This window comes from Streptomyces telluris, assembly GCF_024519335.1.
GTDB lineage: Bacteria > Actinomycetota > Actinomycetes > Streptomycetales > Streptomycetaceae > Streptomyces > Streptomyces telluris.
Genome location: NZ_JANIID010000009.1, coordinates 67144 through 84222, shown reverse-complemented (window position 1 = coordinate 84222; position 17079 = coordinate 67144). Strand labels below are relative to the sequence as shown.

Annotated in this window: 19 protein-coding genes and 1 riboswitch; of the genes, 5 read left to right on the top strand and 14 right to left on the bottom strand. The window is 71.2% G+C overall.

What is annotated here, in order from left to right; genetic code table 11:
• Positions 1 to 324 precede the first annotated feature (324 nt).
• Positions 325 to 561 (bottom strand): DUF6255 family natural product biosynthesis protein, encoded by a 237-nt coding sequence (locus NQU55_RS12900; protein ID WP_168092428.1) that lies wholly within the window; start codon positions 559 to 561, stop codon positions 325 to 327.
• The gene (locus NQU55_RS12895; RefSeq protein WP_168092427.1) at positions 558 to 725 is read right to left on the bottom strand and encodes a hypothetical protein; all 168 of its coding nucleotides are present in this window, start codon (positions 723 to 725) and stop codon (positions 558 to 560) included. The genes NQU55_RS12900 and NQU55_RS12895 overlap by 4 nt, the downstream gene beginning before the upstream one ends.
• Before the next feature lie 269 nt (positions 726 to 994).
• On the opposite strand from NQU55_RS12895, the gene NQU55_RS12890 reads away from it, so the two are divergent.
• Together NQU55_RS12890 and NQU55_RS36805 are read left to right on the top strand one after the other, a co-directional pair.
• Positions 995 to 1879, top strand: coding sequence for a helix-turn-helix domain-containing protein (locus tag NQU55_RS12890; protein WP_168092426.1), 885 nt, complete (start codon positions 995 to 997; stop codon positions 1877 to 1879).
• Positions 1860 to 2108: a DUF397 domain-containing protein gene (locus NQU55_RS36805; RefSeq protein WP_256790565.1), complete on the top strand. Its 249-nt coding sequence runs from the start codon at positions 1860 to 1862 to the stop codon at positions 2106 to 2108. The genes NQU55_RS12890 and NQU55_RS36805 overlap by 20 nt, the downstream gene beginning before the upstream one ends.
• On the opposite strand, the gene NQU55_RS12880 is transcribed toward NQU55_RS36805, so the two are convergent.
• The 6 genes from NQU55_RS12880 to NQU55_RS12855 form a co-directional block, all read right to left on the bottom strand.
• On the bottom strand, positions 2093 to 2353 hold the full coding sequence (locus tag NQU55_RS12880; protein WP_168092425.1) for a hypothetical protein: 261 nt from the start codon (positions 2351 to 2353) through the stop codon (positions 2093 to 2095). The two genes, NQU55_RS36805 and NQU55_RS12880, sit on opposite strands and share 16 nt — an antisense overlap.
• A 90-nt stretch (positions 2354 to 2443) precedes the next feature.
• Positions 2444 to 3301, bottom strand: a complete 858-nt coding sequence (locus NQU55_RS12875) for a fumarylacetoacetate hydrolase family protein (RefSeq protein ID WP_168092424.1) — start codon at positions 3299 to 3301, stop codon at positions 2444 to 2446.
• 121 nt (positions 3302 to 3422) lie between these two features.
• Positions 3423 to 4535 carry an amidase domain-containing protein gene (locus tag NQU55_RS12870; protein ID WP_256790562.1) on the bottom strand — a complete coding sequence of 371 codons (1113 nt, stop codon included), beginning with the start codon at positions 4533 to 4535 and terminating at the stop codon, positions 3423 to 3425.
• Positions 4536 to 4898: 363 nt separating this feature from the next.
• Positions 4899 to 6395, bottom strand: coding sequence for a sodium:solute symporter family protein (locus tag NQU55_RS12865; RefSeq protein WP_168092436.1), 1497 nt, complete (start codon positions 6393 to 6395; stop codon positions 4899 to 4901).
• Positions 6396 to 6436: 41 nt separating this feature from the next.
• A complete protein-coding gene (locus tag NQU55_RS12860) occupies positions 6437 to 6634 on the bottom strand; it encodes a DUF3311 domain-containing protein (RefSeq protein WP_256790560.1) in 198 nt (65 codons plus the stop codon).
• A gap of 41 nt (positions 6635 to 6675) precedes the next feature.
• Positions 6676 to 7956: a DUF445 domain-containing protein gene (locus NQU55_RS12855; protein WP_240976290.1), complete on the bottom strand. Its 1281-nt coding sequence runs from the start codon at positions 7954 to 7956 to the stop codon at positions 6676 to 6678.
• A 312-nt stretch (positions 7957 to 8268) separates the two neighbouring features.
• On the opposite strand from NQU55_RS12855, the gene NQU55_RS12850 reads away from it, so the two are divergent.
• Positions 8269 to 9594 (top strand): SGNH/GDSL hydrolase family protein, encoded by a 1326-nt coding sequence (locus NQU55_RS12850; RefSeq protein WP_168092421.1) that lies wholly within the window; start codon positions 8269 to 8271, stop codon positions 9592 to 9594.
• Between the two features lie 151 nt (positions 9595 to 9745).
• Here the strand turns inward: NQU55_RS12850 and NQU55_RS12845 are convergent, their stop codons facing one another.
• Positions 9746 to 10414, bottom strand: coding sequence for a DUF1707 SHOCT-like domain-containing protein (locus NQU55_RS12845; RefSeq protein WP_240976289.1), 669 nt, complete (start codon positions 10412 to 10414; stop codon positions 9746 to 9748).
• Positions 10415 to 10768: 354 nt separating this feature from the next.
• Here NQU55_RS12845 and NQU55_RS12840 point away from each other — a divergent pair, with 354 nt between their 5' ends.
• Entirely contained in the window at positions 10769 to 13123 is a 2355-nt protein-coding gene (locus NQU55_RS12840; RefSeq protein ID WP_168092419.1) for a transglycosylase domain-containing protein, read from the top strand.
• A gap of 139 nt (positions 13124 to 13262) precedes the next feature.
• On the opposite strand, the gene NQU55_RS12835 is transcribed toward NQU55_RS12840, so the two are convergent.
• The 3 genes from NQU55_RS12835 to NQU55_RS12825 all read right to left on the bottom strand — a co-directional run bounded on the left by NQU55_RS12835 (position 13263) and on the right by NQU55_RS12825 (position 14413).
• Entirely contained in the window at positions 13263 to 13583 is a 321-nt protein-coding gene (locus NQU55_RS12835) for a DMT family transporter (RefSeq protein ID WP_058044297.1), read from the bottom strand.
• Positions 13584 to 13614: 31 nt separating this feature from the next.
• Positions 13615 to 13675: riboswitch (guanidine-III (ykkC-III) riboswitch) on the bottom strand.
• A gap of 11 nt (positions 13676 to 13686) precedes the next feature.
• The gene (locus NQU55_RS12830) at positions 13687 to 13989 is read right to left on the bottom strand and encodes a GroES family chaperonin (protein WP_058046871.1); all 303 of its coding nucleotides are present in this window, start codon (positions 13987 to 13989) and stop codon (positions 13687 to 13689) included.
• Between the two features lie 103 nt (positions 13990 to 14092).
• Entirely contained in the window at positions 14093 to 14413 is a 321-nt protein-coding gene (locus NQU55_RS12825) for a DUF3618 domain-containing protein (RefSeq protein ID WP_168092821.1), read from the bottom strand.
• 141 nt (positions 14414 to 14554) lie between these two features.
• Here NQU55_RS12825 and bcp point away from each other — a divergent pair, with 141 nt between their 5' ends.
• Positions 14555 to 15022, top strand: a complete 468-nt coding sequence (gene bcp, locus NQU55_RS12820) for a thioredoxin-dependent thiol peroxidase (RefSeq protein WP_168092820.1) — start codon at positions 14555 to 14557, stop codon at positions 15020 to 15022.
• A gap of 165 nt (positions 15023 to 15187) precedes the next feature.
• Here bcp and NQU55_RS12815 read toward each other — a convergent pair whose 3' ends face one another.
• Together NQU55_RS12815 and NQU55_RS12810 are read right to left on the bottom strand one after the other, a co-directional pair.
• Positions 15188 to 16429 carry a sensor histidine kinase gene (locus NQU55_RS12815; protein WP_168092819.1) on the bottom strand — a complete coding sequence of 414 codons (1242 nt, stop codon included), beginning with the start codon at positions 16427 to 16429 and terminating at the stop codon, positions 15188 to 15190.
• Positions 16429 to 16959 carry a hypothetical protein gene (locus tag NQU55_RS12810; RefSeq protein ID WP_168092818.1) on the bottom strand — a complete coding sequence of 177 codons (531 nt, stop codon included), beginning with the start codon at positions 16957 to 16959 and terminating at the stop codon, positions 16429 to 16431. The genes NQU55_RS12815 and NQU55_RS12810 overlap by 1 nt, the downstream gene beginning before the upstream one ends.
• Positions 16960 to 17079 lie beyond the last annotated feature (120 nt).

Sequence of the window (17079 nt, the reverse complement as noted above, 5' to 3'; positions counted from 1 at the left end):
GGCCCGGCCAGGGCCAGACCCCGAACGCCCCGTCCCCGTCTGCTGCCGCTTCTGAGGCCGAGGTCAGAGCAGGCTGGCAGCAGGGGGAGGGGTGGGGCGGAGGCCCTGCCGACAGTTTGCGATTGGTGGATTGCCGGGCGCCGTACTCCTGCCGTCGCACCTGCGGGTGCGTGAGGAGACCTTGCGCCGGGATCGTGGCCGAGGGGGAGCTGGCTGCTGCCGCGATGTGGTTCCTCCCGCCGTGGGCGCTCCGCTCAGCGCGCCACCGTCGTGGCCGGGCGACCACCTGTCCCTGGGTGGGTGCTTGTGTGATCCGGGCCCCGCCTACGCCGCGGCGGTCAGCCCCCACCACACCGTCCTGCGCGGCATGTTCGCGATCCACGCCGCCGCGGCGCGGTCCGCTCGGCGGGCGTCCCTCGGTTTCGGGGTGAGCGCGCTCGGCAGGCCCGGCGGGCGCACCGCGCCGTAGTCCGCGAAGCGGGTCACCCCGCAGGCCTTGCAGCGGGACTCTCCGGGGGCGGGGTGTTCCCACCCCTCGCTGTGGTTGCAGCCAATCCTCACCCGAGCGTTCCTTCCGCCATGTGCGACCTCCAGTGCCGCCGTACCGCGACCAGGGCGTCGCCCGCCTTGAAGGGGTCCCCCTCGATCGTCGCCTCCCACCACGTCGCCTTGAGCGCCGGGCACTCCGGGCAGTCGGCGATCGATGGACGGGCGGGATGTTCCACGCTCCTACGCACCTCTGCCCGCTCAATACTGGTCGCCAACCGCAGAGCGGAGAACGGTACTTCCGATTCCGTACCTCCACCGGGTGGACGTACGCGAACCCGCCCACCTGTGCCATCGGTGACTTGTACGATCCGGCCATCCCGGGTGTCCACCACGAACGCCCCGTTCCTGTAGGTCATCCCCCACGCTCCTTCCCGCGTTCGGACGCCCTCCCCACAATGCACCTATTTCTAGGGCGATTTCAAACTTCAAATTGTAGGGCTACAAATTGCAGCTCAAGGAGGCCGGGTTGGGACAGCAGGCACAGCGCACCGCGAGGCGCAGGAAGCTGGGCGCGGCCCTCAAGGAATTGCGGGAGGCGGCGGGTATCGCCGTCGCCCAGGCTGCGGCGGCAGTGACCGGCGACAACTCCAAGGTCAGCCGCATCGAGACAGGACGGCACCGCATCACTCCAGCAGAACTGGAGGCATTGCTGGACCTCTACCGGGTCGAAGAGAAGAGAACTCGTGACTGGCTGATCGCCCTGGCTTCAGAAGCGCGGAAGAACACTTGGTGGCGCCAATATGGACAGCTGTTTCCCGGATCCAGCGAGTCCCTGACGCTCGAATCCGAGGCGGAGAAGATTTCCGTCTTCCAAGCTCAGCTGGTACCCGGCCTTCTGCAGACCCCGGAGTACGCCCGTGCAGTCCTGGCCGGAGCTCCGGAACCGCGCACAGAGGAAACGCTCGACTTGTATGTCGACATCCGCATGCAACGTCAACGGCTCCTGCAGCGCGACCAACCACCGCAGTATCACTGCATCATGCTGGAAGGCGTGATCCGCCAGCACCTCGGCGGCCCCAAGACCATGGCACTGCAACTCCGGAGCCTGGCAGCCATGAGTCGGCTCCCTCACGTGACGATCCAGGTCGTCCCCTTCACCCAGAGCGTGCACGCCAGCACCAGCGGCTCGTTCAACCTGTACTCGTACGCGCCCCCGATGGACTTCCACGTCGTCCACATCTCGCACCTCGGCGGCGCGCTGTTCATGGAGCAGGATGACACTGTGAGGAAGTACCAGCGGGCATTCCAAGCCCTCCAGGCTTTGGCAATGTCAGCCGAACACTCCACCAGCCTGATGGTGTCGATCGCAGATGAGCTTGAACAGGAGTGAAGTACACGTGATACGCCATGACCTGCCTCCCCACGCGTGGCGCAAGTCCTCATTCAGTGACGACGACGATCCGGACTGCATCGAGATGCAGCCCACCGACGACAGACTCGTCGCCATAGGCGACAGCAAAGACCGCCCCCGCGGCGCGCTGACATTGTCACCGCACGCGTGGACAACGTTCGTGCACTCCATACGCCGCAGCGAGGGCGCTTTTCAACCGGTCTCGTGACGCGGCCGGTGGCACACCAGGCCGCACAGGCCCAGGACGGCGCCGACCGCGACCAACCCCGCGCCGAAAACCAGCGTGTCGGCGCCCGCCGACCGGCCGTCATGGGCCAGTTCACGGCCGTCGGGCGCAACGTGCCGCTCCCGGGGCGCCGGCGCGGACACGGGCGCGGACGCCCCCCTCGACGCCGGGAAGCTGAACGCGCACACCAGCACCACGCTCGCCACCACGGCGAGCGCAGCGACCACCGCAGGGCTAGTTCTCCGCGTTCTGCGCATATCGGAAAATATGCCGCACGTCGGGGGCAAAACCGCGCCGTACACGCCGAGGGCCGGACGCTACGCGTCCTTGAGTTCCTGCCGCTGGCGTCCCAGCCCCGTTCCCTCCAGTTCCACCACGTCCCCCGCCCTCAGGTACGGCTTGGGGTCGGGGCGGCTCATGGCCACGCCCGCCGGGGTGCCGGTGAGGATGACGTCACCCGGATAGAGGGTCATGAACGTGCTGACGTACCGGATGACCTCTGCCACCGGGAAGATCTGGTCGGCCGTGCTGTCGTCCTGTTTGAGGTCGCCGTTGACCCACAGGCGCAGGCGCAGGGCCTGCGGGTCGCGGAGTTCGTCGGGGGTGACGAGCCAGGGGCCCAGCGGGGTGAACGTCTCGTAGTTCTTGCCCTTGACCCACGCGCCGCCGCGGGTGAACTGGAACTCGCGTTCGGAGACGTCGTGCGCGAGGACGTAGCCGCCGACGGCCGCCAGCGCGTCCTCGTCCGTCTCCACGCGGCGCGCGCGGTGGGCGATGACGACGCCGAGTTCGATCTCCCAGTCGGTCTTCTCGCTGCCGGGCGGCAGCAGGACCGGGTCGTCGGGGCCGACCACCGTGTCCGCGGCCTTGAGGAAGAGGACGGGTTCGGCGGGGACGACGGAGCGGGTTTCGGCGGCCAGGCGGCGGTAGTTCAGGCCGACGCCCACGATCTTGCCGATCCGGGCGAGGGGCGGGCCCGTGCGCAGGCCGGCGGGGTCGAGGGCGGGGAGGATGCGGGCGCCGACGGCGGCGCGGATGCGCGACAGCGCGGGCGCGTCGCCGAGGAGCGCGCCGTCGACGTCGGTCACCAGCGCCGACAGGTCGCGAAGGGTTCCGTCCTCGTCCAGCAGCGCCGGGCGTTCCGCCCCCGCGGGCCCCACACGCAGCAGTTTCATCGCTTGATCGTCCAAGAACGGAGGGGTTCTCCGCAAGGGCCGTTTCGGACTGCGAACAGTGAATTGCGGGCCGTGCCCGCCCACCCGGAGGCCGGGCGGGGCGGGCACGGCCCGCGCCGCATCAGGTGCGGTAGGCGTAGTAGATCGCCCCGGGGTAGGACGCGATGATGCTCGCGACCGACTTCCGGTAGGTGTTCGTCGAGTGGTACGTCAGGTACGGGACGCCCATCCGGCTGCGGTAGGTGGTCATCATGGAGTGGTCCTTGGACCCGTCACCGTCGAAGTCCATCTGCAGGATGTCGCCGACGTCCATCTGGTAGACGTTCGACAGGTTGGTCGCCCGCTTGGTGGACAGCGTGTGCCACGACCACTCGTTGGCGCCGACCCAGGAGTCGGACTGGCTCGACTTGTTGTACCACCACTTGCGGTAGTCGGACGTGTCCGTACCGGCCGCGTCCTTCCAGCCGCCGGCCTTGAGGGCCTGGCTGATGAAGTTGGTGCAGTCGCCGCCGTAGCTGTTGAAGCTGCGGTAGGCGGGGTTGTAGTTGCGCCAGTACTTCTCGGCGTAGGCGGCCATGGCCTTGTAGTCGAGACCGCCCTTGGTGGTGGAGGTCAGCGTCTTCGGCTTGGCGTTGCGGCTGCCGGGGTACCGGGTCGCGGCCGGGCTGCCGTTGAGGTCGATGCTGCCGGTCGCCGCCACCGCGGTGCGGGGCTCGTTGATGGCGCCGGGGCCGTCGTCCTGCGGGCGGATGCCGGTGAGCTCCCACTTGCCGTTCTTCCCGAGGGAGAAGCTGAGCTCGTGGTGGGCGGTGAAGCCGGTGGTCGACGGCTCGTCACCGCGGATCTTCTTGTACGTGAGCACCGTGGTCTCGGTGACACGGACGGTGGCGCGGTTGCCCTTGACCGTCGTCTTGTCGACCGAGGTCTTGGTGTCGGCGCCGGTGTAGGCCTCGCCGAGGGCGGCGAGCCAGGTCTTCCGCATCTTCAGCGAGGACAGTCCGGTGTCCTCGGCCTTGGAGAGACCGGAGGAGAGACGGACCTTGCCGTCGACCTTGGTCGCCTTGCGGTCGGCCGAGCGGGAGTCCAGGAGGACCGAGGTGCGGTCGTTCAGCACGGCATCGGCTATTCGGCCGAAGGCCTCGACGGTCGCGCTGTCCGCCGGGCGGGAGTCCGGCTTGCCCGCCGCGAACGCGGCCGACGTGGGCAGGAGAGCGGCCGTCGCGGCCACCGTCACAGCCGCCCCAACAGCGGCTCTGAATCTCGTTATGTGCACGATGTTTCCCCTTGTCGCCCGGTCCGATCGGACCGGGGACGGAATCTTCGCACAAACCTCGGATTACCAGTGGTACGGGGGATCATTGCATGGATCTGCGCGTTCTCCCGAACACGTACGGTCAAAATTGGTCCAGGCCGACGAGTCGGGATCGTCGGCCTGGTCGCATTTCGTCAGGCCGGGGGCACTGCCGCCCACTTGCCTGCGTGTCCCCCTACTTGTCGTAGAAGGTCCGGAGCCGGCCGGAGAACAGCGCGGACATTTTCATTCGCCTTTACTCTCGGCAAGTGCCGGAACCGGCCAAGCAATCGACTCATTCGCCCCTTATGCCGGAACCGACCCCTCCGGTCGCACCGGTCCCTCCGGTCGCGACGACTCCTCCGGTCCCGGATCGGTCGCCAGGACCTCCTCGTCCGGGCGGTCGTCGGCCGGCTGCGGGCCGAACCGGGAGACGGCCAGCGCCACCACCAGGTTCACGCCCAGCGCGAGCGCTCCCGCGTTCACGCCCCACAAGGGGTCGTGCTCGGTGAAGACGAGGGCGCACACGAGCGTCACTCCCGCCACGAGTCCGCTCACCGCGCCCCACAACGTCAGCCGCCGCCACACCAGACCCAGCAGGATCATCGGCACCAGCTGCGCCATGCCCTCGTAGGAGATGAGGGAGAGGCGGACGAGGGTGTTGGGGGTCAGATACGTCAGCGCGAGCGCCAGCGCGCCCGACACGACCACCACGATCTGCGCCGCGAACCGCTGCCGCCGCGGCCGGCCGGCCAGCGCCGGGATCGTCCCCAGCACGCTCTTCCCCCACATCGTGCCGATGACCAGCATGAACACGGCCATGGGAACGATGGAGGACAAGGCAGCCGCGACGCCGGTGACACCGACCGCCCACGCCGGCAGGGAGTCGACGACGAGCTTGAAGAGGGCGAGGTTCGACCCGGCACCCGTCAGGCCCGGGACGACGAAGAGCGCCGCCATGCCCAGCAGCATCGGCACGAACAGCAGCACGTTGTAGAACGGCAGCAGCATCGCGTTGCGGCGCAGGGCGTCGGCGCTGCGCGCGCCCAGGTACCCCGCCACGGTGGTCGGGAAGATGACGACCGTCAGGGAGTTGAGGAAGCTCGTGGTCGCGAACCAGGTGACGTCGAGGCCGCTGCCGCCGTGGCCCGTCAGCGTCAGCCAGTCGGGCTTCTCGGCGACGAGGCGGTCCAGGAAGGGCCCGTAGCCGTCGAAGTAGTGGTTCGGCACGTAGATCGCGAGGAAGGCGAGCGTGACGATGACCAGCACGTCCTTGAGCACCGACACCCAGGCGCTCCCCCGCAGCCCGCTCACGACCACGAAGCCCGTCGTCACGGCGAAGGCGATGAAGTAGGCCTGGTTCAGGCTGATGGCGCCGTACGAAATGGTGGAGACGACGACGCCCATGCCGGTGATCTGCAGCTGGATGTACGGCAGCAGGCACACGGTGGCCAGGACCGCGACCGCCGTGCCGAGCCAGGGGCGGCCGTAGCGGTGGGCGACCATGTCGGTGATCGTGACCAGGCCGTGGCGGCGGGCGTACGACCAGAGCGTCGGGCCGACGACGTAACCGATCGCGTAGCCGCAGGACATGTAGGCGATGACGTAGAGGACCGGGGCGCCGTGGTTGTAGCCCCAGCCGGCCGCGCCGAGGTAGCTGAAGCTGGTGTAGCCCTCGCCGGCCATCAGCACCCAGATGAAGACGGTGCCGAGGCTGCGGCCGCCGACGGACCACTCGGCGAGGCCGGTGGTGCGGCCGTGGCCGCGCACGGCGAGGAGGCCGAGGGCGACGGTGAGCACCATGAAGACGGCGAAGACGGTGGTCGCCACCGCCGCGTCGCCGTTCACACCCGGCCTCGCTTGCGGTCGCCCCGCCAGGCGAGGAAGACGGCGGCGGGGGTGAGGAGCGTGGCGGCGAGCAGCCAGAAGAACAGGAAGGGCAGACCCATGACCGTCGGCCGCACCCGGTCGACGAGCGGAAGCGTGCCGAGGAAGAGGACATACGGGGCGAGCAGCCACAGCAAGGTGGGACGTTTCAACACGGGGTGACACTAACCGGGCCGGGGGCCGGCCCGGCGGCGCCCTAGCCTCCCAGCCCCTTCGTCAGCCCGTAGATGCACAAGCCCGCCAGCGCCCCCACCACCGTGCCGTTGATGCGGATGAACTGCAGGTCCCGGCCGATGTGCGCCTCGATCTTCCGGGACGTGTGCTCCGCGTCCCAGCCCGCGACCGTGTCCGTGATCAGGGCCGTGATCTCGTCGCGGTACGTCGTCACGACGTAGACCGCCGCGTCCTCCAGCCACCCGTCGACCTTCTCCCGCAGCCGGTCGTCGGCCGCCATGCGCGAGCCGAGCGAGAGGATGCCGGCGCGCACGCGCAGCCGCAGCTCGCTGCGCTCGTCCTCCGCCGCGGCGACGATCATGGCGCGGACCGAGGCCCACACCGACGCGATGACGTCCTGCACCTCACCCCGCCCCAGCAGGTCGGACTTCAGCCGCTCGACCCGCGCCCGGGTGTCCGTGTCGGACTGCAGGTCGCGCGCGAAGTCCTCCAGGAAGCGGTCGACGGCGCCGCGCGCCGGATGGTCGGGCATGTCGCGCATCTCGATGGCGAAGCGCAACAGCTCCTTGTAGACCCGCTCCCCGACCTTCCGGTCGACGAACCGCGGCGTCCACCCGGGCGCACCCCCCGTCACGGCCCCCATCACGGAGTCCCCGTGGGTGACGAGCCAGTCGTGGGCGCGGACGCACACCAGGTCCACGACCTTCCGGTGGCCGCCGTCCGCGACGACCTTCTCCAGCATGGCGCCGATGCCGGGGGCGACTTCGGCGGCGTCGGCGCGCCGGGTGATGGCCTCGCCGACGACGGCCTGGACGTCGGAGTCCCGCAGGACGGTGAGCGCGCCGCGCACGGCGGTGGCCAGCTCGGCGGTGACGCGGTCGGCGTGCTCGGGCCGGGAGAGCCAGGCGCCGAGGCGGGAGGCGATGCCCACGGCCCGCAGCCGGACCCGCACCACGTCGCCGGAGAGGAAGTTCTCGCCGACGAAGTCGCCGAGGCTCTGGCCGAGCTGGTCCTTCTTGGTGGGGATGATCGCGGTGTGGGGAATCGGCAGGCCCATCGGGCGCCGGAAGAGCGCGGTGACGGCGAACCAGTCGGCGAGGGCGCCGACCATGCCGGCCTCGGCCGCCGCGGCCACGTAGCCGGCCCAGGCCCCCGCGCCCGCCGACTGGGACCACTTCGCGAGCCCGTACACCAGTGCGACAGCGAGCAGGAGCCCCGTGGCGAGGGCCTTCATCCGGCGCACACCGCGGCGTTTCTCCTCATCGGCCTCGCTGTAGGTGAAACCCCCCGGCGGAACGGGCATCACCCGTTCAGCGGTACCCGCATCCTCACTCGGCGACCGTTTCATCCGCACCACCCGTTCCAGCCGACTTCCCGTGCATTGTCCTTACCCGGCCTACTCCTGGAACGGACCGGGAGTTCCCCGCGTCTGACAAGTCGCATGTGACACGTTGCGTGATCCCTCAGGCCGACGGGCGATCCCCGAGACCACCGTGGGATCATGGAACGGCGATCGGACCGCGAGGGCGCTGTTGCTGATCAGTCGCTGTTTTCCGTCCCCGGTTCCGCTTCCGCACCCGGAGCGCTCGCTCCGCCTCTTCCAGGAGACACCCGCATGAACAGGCCACCCCTGCCCCGCGGCACGGCCTACGCCGTCCTCGCCGCGCTGGCGGCCGTGGTGATCATCGTCTCGACCGCGATATTCATCGGGGTCGGCGGTCAGGACGGACAGGCCGTCACCAGCCGGCACGAGAGCCGCCCCTCCGCCGAGCCCGCCGCCTCCGGGGAATGGATCGGCTCCTGGGCCACCTCGCCGGCCGCCGCCGAGCCGAACACCGCCCAGGGCTTCGCGGGCATGTCGATCCGCAACGTGGTCCGCACCAGCATCGGCGGCACCGGCGCCCGCATCCAGCTCTCCAACCTCTACGGGACCCTGCCGCTGGCCGTCACCCACGCCTCGCTCGGCCTGGCCGCGGCCCCCGGCTCCCCCGCGGCCACCCCCGGCAGCATGCAGCGCCTGACCTTCGGCGGGCAGCCCACGGTCACCGTCCCGGCCGGCGGCTCCCTGCTCAGCGACCCGGTCCGGATGGCCGTCCCGGCCGCCTCCGACCTGCTCGTCACCACGTACTCGCCGACCCCCTCGGGCCCGGTCACCTACCACCCGCACGCCCGGCAGATCTCCTTCATCGCGCGCGGCGACCACACCGAGGACCCCCTCGGCACCCCGTACACCACGAAGACGCCGTACTGGCGCTACCTGACGGCCGTGGACGTGTGGACCCAGGAGGCGCACGGCACCGTCGTCGCCCTCGGCGACTCCATCACCGACGGCGTGACCTCCACCGTCGGCGCCAACCGCCGCTGGCCGGACTTCCTGGCCGCCCGGCTGCGCACGGAGCCCGGCGCCCCGCGCTACGGCGTCCTCAACGAGGGCATCAGCGGCAACCGCATACTGCTGAGCAACTCGGCCGCGCCGATGCCGAACAACCCCAGCGGCCTCTCCCGCTTCGACCGGGACGTGCTGGGCCGGACCGGCGCCCGCGTCGTCGTCGTGGCGCTCGGCATCAACGACATCCTGCGCAAGCCGCAGGTGCAGGACCCGCAGCAGATCGCGAGCGGCCTGCGCGCGCTGGTGCAGCGGGCGCACGCGCGCGGCCTGCGGGTGGTCGGCTCGACGCTGATGCCGTTCGGCGGGCACAAGGGCGCGGTGGACCGCCAGGAGGCCACGCGCCAGGGCGTCAACGCGATCATCCGCTCCGGCGGCGTCTTCGACGCGGTCGTGGACTTCGACCGGACGCTGCGGGACCCGGCGGCGCCCGAGCGGCTGCTGCCGGCCTACGACTCCGGCGACCACCTGCACCCGAGCGACGCGGGGTACGAGGCGATGGCGCGGGCCATCGATCTGGAGACGCTCAAGGGGCAGGCGGCAGCCGCGCTGTGACCTCCGGGGGCTTCGCCCCCGGGCTCCGGCCGCGCTACCGCGCGGTGTCCTCAATCGCCGGACAGGCTCTTTACCGGACAGGCTCTTTATAAGAGCGGGGTCTGCCCAAGGGCGGGCCCTGCCCGAAGACGGCCTCCTTGAGGTCAGCGCCCTACTCCAGCGGCCTGCGCCGCTCCTCGCGGTCCAGGCGCCGCTGCTCGCGCCGCTCCTCGCGGAGCCTCCTGCGCTCCTCCCGGGTGGCCTTCCGGACCACCCCCACCCCGCCCCAGAAGGTGAAGCCGGTGACGCGCACCCGCGGCGAGCCCGGGGTGCCCGGGCCCGAGGCCTTGTCGTCGAAGCCGCCCATGATGCCGATGCCGTCGACGTGCACGTCCAGGTCCGGCGGCACGGTGATCTGCATGCCGCCCATGACGGCGATGCAGCGGATGACGATCTCGCCGTCCTCGAAGCGCGCCTCGCGCAGGTCGAGCTCGCCGCCGCCCCAGAAGGTGAAGGCGGTGAAGCGGCGGGGCACGGTCCAGGTGCCCCGGCGCTGGAAGCCGCCCATGACGCCGACGGCCACCGTGCCGCTCGCGGGGCCGCCGATGCGGTCCGCCCAGCTCTGCTGCGCCGGCGCGACCGCGCCCGCGGACTTGGTGAGGGAGACGGCTCCGGCGGGAGCCGGCAGGTCGCGCACGAGCGGCTCCAGGTCGCCGTGCGTCCGCGCCTTGTAGGCCGCTTCCAGCCGTTCCTCGAACTCCTCCATGGTCAGCCGGCCCTCGGCGACGGCCTCGCGCAGGGCCTCGGCCACGCGCTCCCGCTCCGCGTCGGAGGCCCTCATGTCAGGAAGTTCGCTCATCATACGAACAGCGTAGCGAGCGGAAGAATCGATTCGGGGCGTTGCGCGAGAGGGGACATTCACCGCAACGGCCCCGCCGGGGCGCATCTCGTACCGCATCCGGTCGTTGAACCTCGGCAGCGTCGGCCCCGGTTTTCACCCCCCGGAGTGGCCGGCGCCTGGCCCGGACGGCCGAGCCGGGCCTGCCCGGTGTGCGGAACGTGCCATGGCGCGGAACGCATGATGCGACAGTGTTCGACGGGATGTACGACGTGTACGAAGCACAGCGGACCGCCCGCCACGAGACCGCGCCGCCGTGACCGAACCAACGGCGGCGGCCGAGGAGTCCCTACAGACATGAGCGACGAGCACGCACAGCGGGCCGCCGGGGGCGGCCGTGGCGCACCGGCGGGCTGGGCGCCCAGGGAGACCGGCGGCCCGGGGCGCGGCGGGCACGGCGGCCGGCCCGGAACGCCGGGACGTCCGGACCGCCCCGGGAACGGCAACGGCAACGGCCGCAACGGCCGCCGCCGCACCGGCTGGCGGCGCCTCCTGCCCACCTGGCGGATGGTGCTGGGCGCCTTCCTGCTCCTCGTCCTCCTCGTCGCGGGCGGCCTCATCGCCGGCTACATGCTCGTGCAGATCCCCGCCGCCAACCAGGCCGCGGTCGCCGAGAGCAACGTCTTCCTCTACGCCGACGGCAGCCAGCTGGCGCGCGACGGCGAGGTCAACCGCGAGAGCGTGCCGCTCAGCAAGGTGCCCCGCACCGTGCAGCACGCCGTGCTCGCCGCCGAGGACCGCGACTTCTACTCCGAGTCAGCCGTGAACCCCGAGGCCATGCTGCGCGCCGCCTGGAACACCGTCACCGGAAAGGGCAAGCAGTCCGGCTCCACCATCACCCAGCAGTACGTGAAGAACTACTACCTGGGCCAGGAGCAGACCATCTCCCGCAAGGTGAAGGAATTCTTCATCGCCATCAAGCTGGACCGCGAGGAGAGCAAGGACGACATCCTCGAAGGCTATTTGAACACCAGTTACTTCGGCCGCAACGCCTACGGCATCCAGGCCGCCTCCCAGGCGTACTACGGCAAGGACTCCGACAAGCTGAACACCGCCGAGGGCGCCTACCTCGCCACGCTCCTCAACGCCCCGAGCCTGTACGACGTCGGCGCCCACCCCGAGAACCAGGCGCGCGCCACCGCCCGCTGGAACTACGTCCTCGACGGCATGGTCAAGAAGCAGTGGCTGAGCCAGGACGAGCGCAACGCCATGAAGTTCCCCTCGCCCGGCAAGGCGCGGGCGCGCCTCGGCATGTCCGGCCAGCGCGGCTATCTGGTGGAAGCGGTCAAGGACTACCTCACCAGCAACAAGATCGTCGACGAGCAGACGCTCGCCCGCGGCGGCTACCGCATCACCACGACCATCGAGAAGAAGAAGGAGGAAGCCTTCGTCGGCGCCGTCCAGAAGCAGCTGATGGACGAGCTCAGCGACAACCGCACGGTCGACCGGTACGTGCGGGCCGGCGGGGCCTCCATCGACCCGCGCACCGGCCGGGTCGTCGCCCTCTACGGCGGCATCGACTACACCAAGCAGTTCGTCAACAACGCCACCCGCCACGACTTCCAGGTCGGCTCCACCTTCAAGCCGTTCGTCTTCACCTCGGCGGTCGCCAACGACGCGTCCACGCAGGACGGGCGCACCATCACCCCGTACACGCTCTACGACGGCACGAACAAGCGCCCCGTGCAGGGGCCGGACGGGCCCGTCGGCTACGCCCCCGCCAACGAGGACGACATCTCCTACGGGCGGATCACCGTCACCAAGGCCACCGACCTGTCCGTCAACGCCGTCTACGCCCAGATGGCCCAGGACGTCGGCCCGGCCAAGGTCAAGGACACCGCCGTCGCCCTCGGCATCCCCGAGAACACCCCCGACCTGACCGCAACCCCCTCCATCGCGCTCGGCGTCGCCAACGCCAGCGTCCTGGACATGACCCAGGCGTACGCGACGCTCGCCAACCACGGGCGGCACGGCGCGTACACCCTGGTCGACAAGGTCGCCAAGGGCGCCGAGATCGTCCCGCTGCCGGGCAAGGACGTGAAGCAGGCCGTGACGCGCACGGCCGCCGACACCACGACCTCGATCCTGGAGAGCGTCGTCGAGAACGGCACCGGCCGCGGCGCGCAGGCCGCGGGGCGCCCGGCGGCGGGCAAGACCGGCACCGCCGAGGACGACAAGGCCGCGTGGTTCGCGGGCTACACCCCCGACCTCGCGACCGTCGTCGCCGTGATGGGCCAGGACTCCGACACCGGCGAGCACAAGTCCCTCTACGGGGCCGCAGGGCAGGCCCGCATCAACGGCGGCGGCTTCCCCGCCGACATCTGGGCCGCCTACACCCGCGACGCCCTCCGGGGCACCTCCGTCAAGGACTTCGACCTGGAGCTGGAAAGCGGCGCCCGCCTCCCGACCATGGAGCCGCCGGTCACCTCGGCGCCGCCGGAGATCCCCACGCCGCCCACGCCGCCCACGCCGCCGCCCGGGCCGCCCACGCCGTCGCTCCCGCCGCTGCCGCCGACCGGGCCGCCGCCGGGCTTCCCGACGGGGCCGCCGTCACCGCCGTCGCTGCCGGGGTTCCCCACGTTCATCCCGAACGAGCCGAAGGACGGGCACGGGGTCGGCGGGCTGGACCGGGACCTGCTGGGCGACTACTGAGCACCGGTGCGCGGGCCGGGGGGCTCCCCCTGCCCGCGCGGCCGGTCAGTGGCCCGAGGTCGCCTTCAGGCCCACTACCGCCACCAGCAGCAACACAATGCTGCATCCCCCGGGGGACAACCCCCGGACCCCCGGCCGGTCAGTGGCCCGAGGTCGCCTTCAAACCGACCACCGCCACCAGCAGCAACACAATGAAGAAGATCCGCGCGGCCGTGGCCGGCTCGCCCAGGACCAGCATGCCCAGGACCGCCGCGCCGGCCGCGCCGATGCCGACCCACACGCCGTAGGCCGTACCGATGGGGAGGGACTTCGCCGCCTGCGACAGCAGCAGCATGCTGGCGGCGATACCCGCGATGGTGAACACGCTCGGCCACAGCCGGGTGAACCCTTCGGTGAACTTCATGCCGATCGACCAGCCGACCTCAAGCAGACCGGCGACGGCGAGCAGGACCCATGCCATGACGGCACCTCCGTGGACGAGAACTTCCAGGGGTGCGTCGTCTTGTCCTGACCCGGTACGGCGCGTCTCGTCGGGTTCAGACAACCGTACCAAAAGGGGCGTATTAGAGATAGAGGCCCGTGGAGTCCTCCGAGCCCTCCAGCCGCTCCGCGGCCACGGCGTGCAGATCGCGCTCGCGCATCAGCACGTACGCCACGCCCCGCACCTCCACCTCGGCCCGGTCCTCGGGGTCGTACAGCACCCGGTCGCCCGGCTCCACCGTGCGCACGCTCTGCCCGACCGCCACGACCTCGGCCCAGGCCAGCCGGCGGCCGACCGCCGCCGTCGCGGGAATGACGATGCCGCCGGAGGACCGGCGCTCGCCCTCCGGGATATCGGTCCGGACCAGCACGCGGTCGTGCAGCATCCGGATGGGCAGCTTGTCGTGGCTGGTGTTCGTCCTCACGCAGACGACCGTACCCGCCCGCACCCGGCCCCGCGGCCACGGATCACGGATCCGTGGATGTGACCTACGCCCCGCGGCGCTTCGACGACACGGCGATCAGCCCCAGCACGCCCACCGCGACCATGGCCACCGGCACGATCCGGTCCAGCCGCGGAGCGCCGTCCTCCGTGGTGAAGCGCGCCTTCGCGTCCGACACCAGCCGGTGCGCCGCCGCACAGGCACGGCCCGCGGTGTGGTCCACCTTCGCGGCGACCTTCGCCTTCGCGTCGCCCACGATCGTGCTCGGGTGCATCCGCACGCCGATCTCGTCGAGCGTCACGGCGAGCTCGTTCCGCCTGCGGGCGATGTCCGCCTCGATCTGCGCAGGGGTCCTGGCATCCGACACCGCGCTGCCTCCGTCGTCTCGATAAGAGTGATGATGAGTGATGACGACAGTCTGTCAGCTCGCCGGACCCCGTGCCCCGCGGCACCCCCGATCGGGCCGGTGACTACGCTCGGGACGCAGGCCCACGACCCGAGGAGAGCCATGAGCGAGCGACTGCAGCCCGGCGACACCGCCCCCGCCTTCACCCTTCCCGACGCCGACGGCAACCCGGTCTCGCTCGCGGACCGCAAGGGCCGCAAGGTGATCGTCTACTTCTACCCCGCCGCGCTCACCCCCGGCTGCACCAAGCAGGCCTGCGACTTCACCGACAACCTCGACTTCCTCGCCGGCCAGGGCTACGACGTGATCGGCGTCTCCCCCGACAAGCCGGAGAAGCTCGCGAAGTTCCGCGAGAAGGAGAGCCTCAAGGTCACGCTCGTCGGCGACCCGGAGAAGAAGGTCCTGGAGGCGTACGGCGCCTTCGGCGAGAAGAAGCTGTACGGGAAGACGGTCACCGGGGTGATCCGCTCGACGGTGATCGTCGACGAGGACGGCCAGGTCGAGCGTGCGCTCTACAACGTGAAGGCCACGGGCCACGTAGCGAAGATCATCAAGGACCTGGGCCTGTAGGCCACCGACCCGGGGCTCCGCCCCGGACCCCGGTCCTCAATCGCCGGACGGCTCGGTCATCCGGAGCTCACCGGCCTCGATCCTGCCGAGCCCGGCAGGAATCCAGCCCGTCCGGCGCTTGAGGACGCCCGCCGCAGGCGCAACGGGCCCGCACGGCGGACACCGTCACTCGCCCTCCGCAGGAGCCTCCGCCTCGGGGAGGTCCAGGATCGCCTGCGCGCCCCCGCCCCGCGCCGTGCCGAACTCCAGCCGTGCCCCCAGCACCACCGCCTGGCCCACCGCGATCGTCAGCCCGAGGCCGTGCCCCGTGCCGCGTTCCGGCGCCGCCGTGCGGAAGCGGCGCGGGCCCTGGTCCACCAGGTCCGGCGGATAGCCGTCGCCGTGGTCGCGCACCACGATCCGCGTGCCCTCCACGGTGACCTCGATCGGCGGCTTCCCGTGCTTCGCCGCGTTGGCCAGGATGTTCACCAGGATGCGCTCCACGCGGCGGGCGTCCGTCACCACGATGCGGCCCTCGCCGACCACCTCGACCGCCACGTCGTCGACGCCGCGCTGGCCCTGCGCCCGCTTGACGATCCCGCGCACCAGCGACGGCAGCTCGACGGCGTCCAGCTGGGCGCGCTCCCGGCCGGCGTCCAGCCGGGACACCTCCAGCAGGTCCTCCACCAGCACCCGCATCGTCTGCGCGCGCTCGCGCACCATCTCCACCGCCCGCGGGTGCGGCAGCAGCTCCGCCGAGGCCACGAGCCCCGCCACCGGCGTCCGCAGCTCGTGCGCCACGTCCGCCGTGAACTCCCGCTCCGCCTCCACCCGGGCCGCCAGCGACGTCGCCATGTGGTGCACGGAACGCCCCAGCTCGGCGACCTCGTCCCGGCCGCCCGCGGCCAGCGCCTCCGCGTCCGGCGGCTCGCCCGCCGCGATCCGCCGGGCCGCGGCCGCGCTCAGCCGCAGCCGCCGCGACAGGCTCTGCGCCACGAACCAGGCGACCACCGCCATCAGCGCCACCGTCGCCGCGCCGGCCACCAGCAGCGCCTTGTCCAGCGCCGTCATCAGCGGGTCCCGGTCCGGGTAGGGCGCCGACACCGAGAGCACCTTGTCGCCGCCGACGGCCGTCGCCGCCCACACCCGCGGGTCGTCCCCGCCGCTGATGTACGTGCCCGAGCGGCCCCGCGCCACGGCCCGCGCCAGCGGGAACGGCAGTGCCGCGTCGTCCAGTTGGGCGCCCAGCGCGAGCGTGCTGTCGCGCTGGTAGATCTGCAGCGCCGAACTCAGCAGGTCGTCCTGGTAGGCCTGGGCCTGCCGGTCGCGCTCCGCCGTGGAGATGTGGTGCACGGCCAGCCCCAGCACCACGACGGCGAGCGCGGTGACGAAGGAGATCGCGAGGGCGATCCGGCCACGGATACCCATCACGCGATCGTGTACACCTCTTTCGCCTTCGCATGGGGGGTGGCGCCCGTGTAGCTGACCTCGATGCCCGTGAAGGCCATCATCCCGTCGACCTTCGTGACGTCGTACAGCCGCAGCCGCGCCGGGAAGGAGGCCGGGGAACCGCCGCCGGCCGCGCCCGAGACCAGCACCACGCCGGAGCCGTCCGCGCCGTCCGCGGAGAAGGAGTCCCACTTGATGTCGCTGGCCACCACGCCGGCGTTCGAGCAGTTCAGCGTGATGATCTTCGGCTCCACCACCGGCCTGCCGACGCCGCACTCGCGCACGCCCGGCATCTCCCGCGGCGCCGGGGTCTCCGGCGCCGCCTCCGGGGTGTCCCGCGCGGGGTGGGCCCTCTGCGCGGCCGCCGTCTTCGGGGCGTCGGCGACCGTGCCCGACCGGTCCTCCGCCTGGCTGAACCACACGCCGCCGAGCGCGAGCACCGTCACGGCCGCGAAGATCGCCAGGGCGGTGCGCATGCCGGGGCGACGGGGCGCAACACAGTCGGCCATCGGCCCTCTCTCTGGTCTTTCCGGGGTTCTCGGGTCCGGCTGAACGTCCCCGCTGTGAGGGACGGTGAAATCGGGCCGCGCGTTCCCTTCATGCCTATATCAGCTTCCGGGGCGCACCGG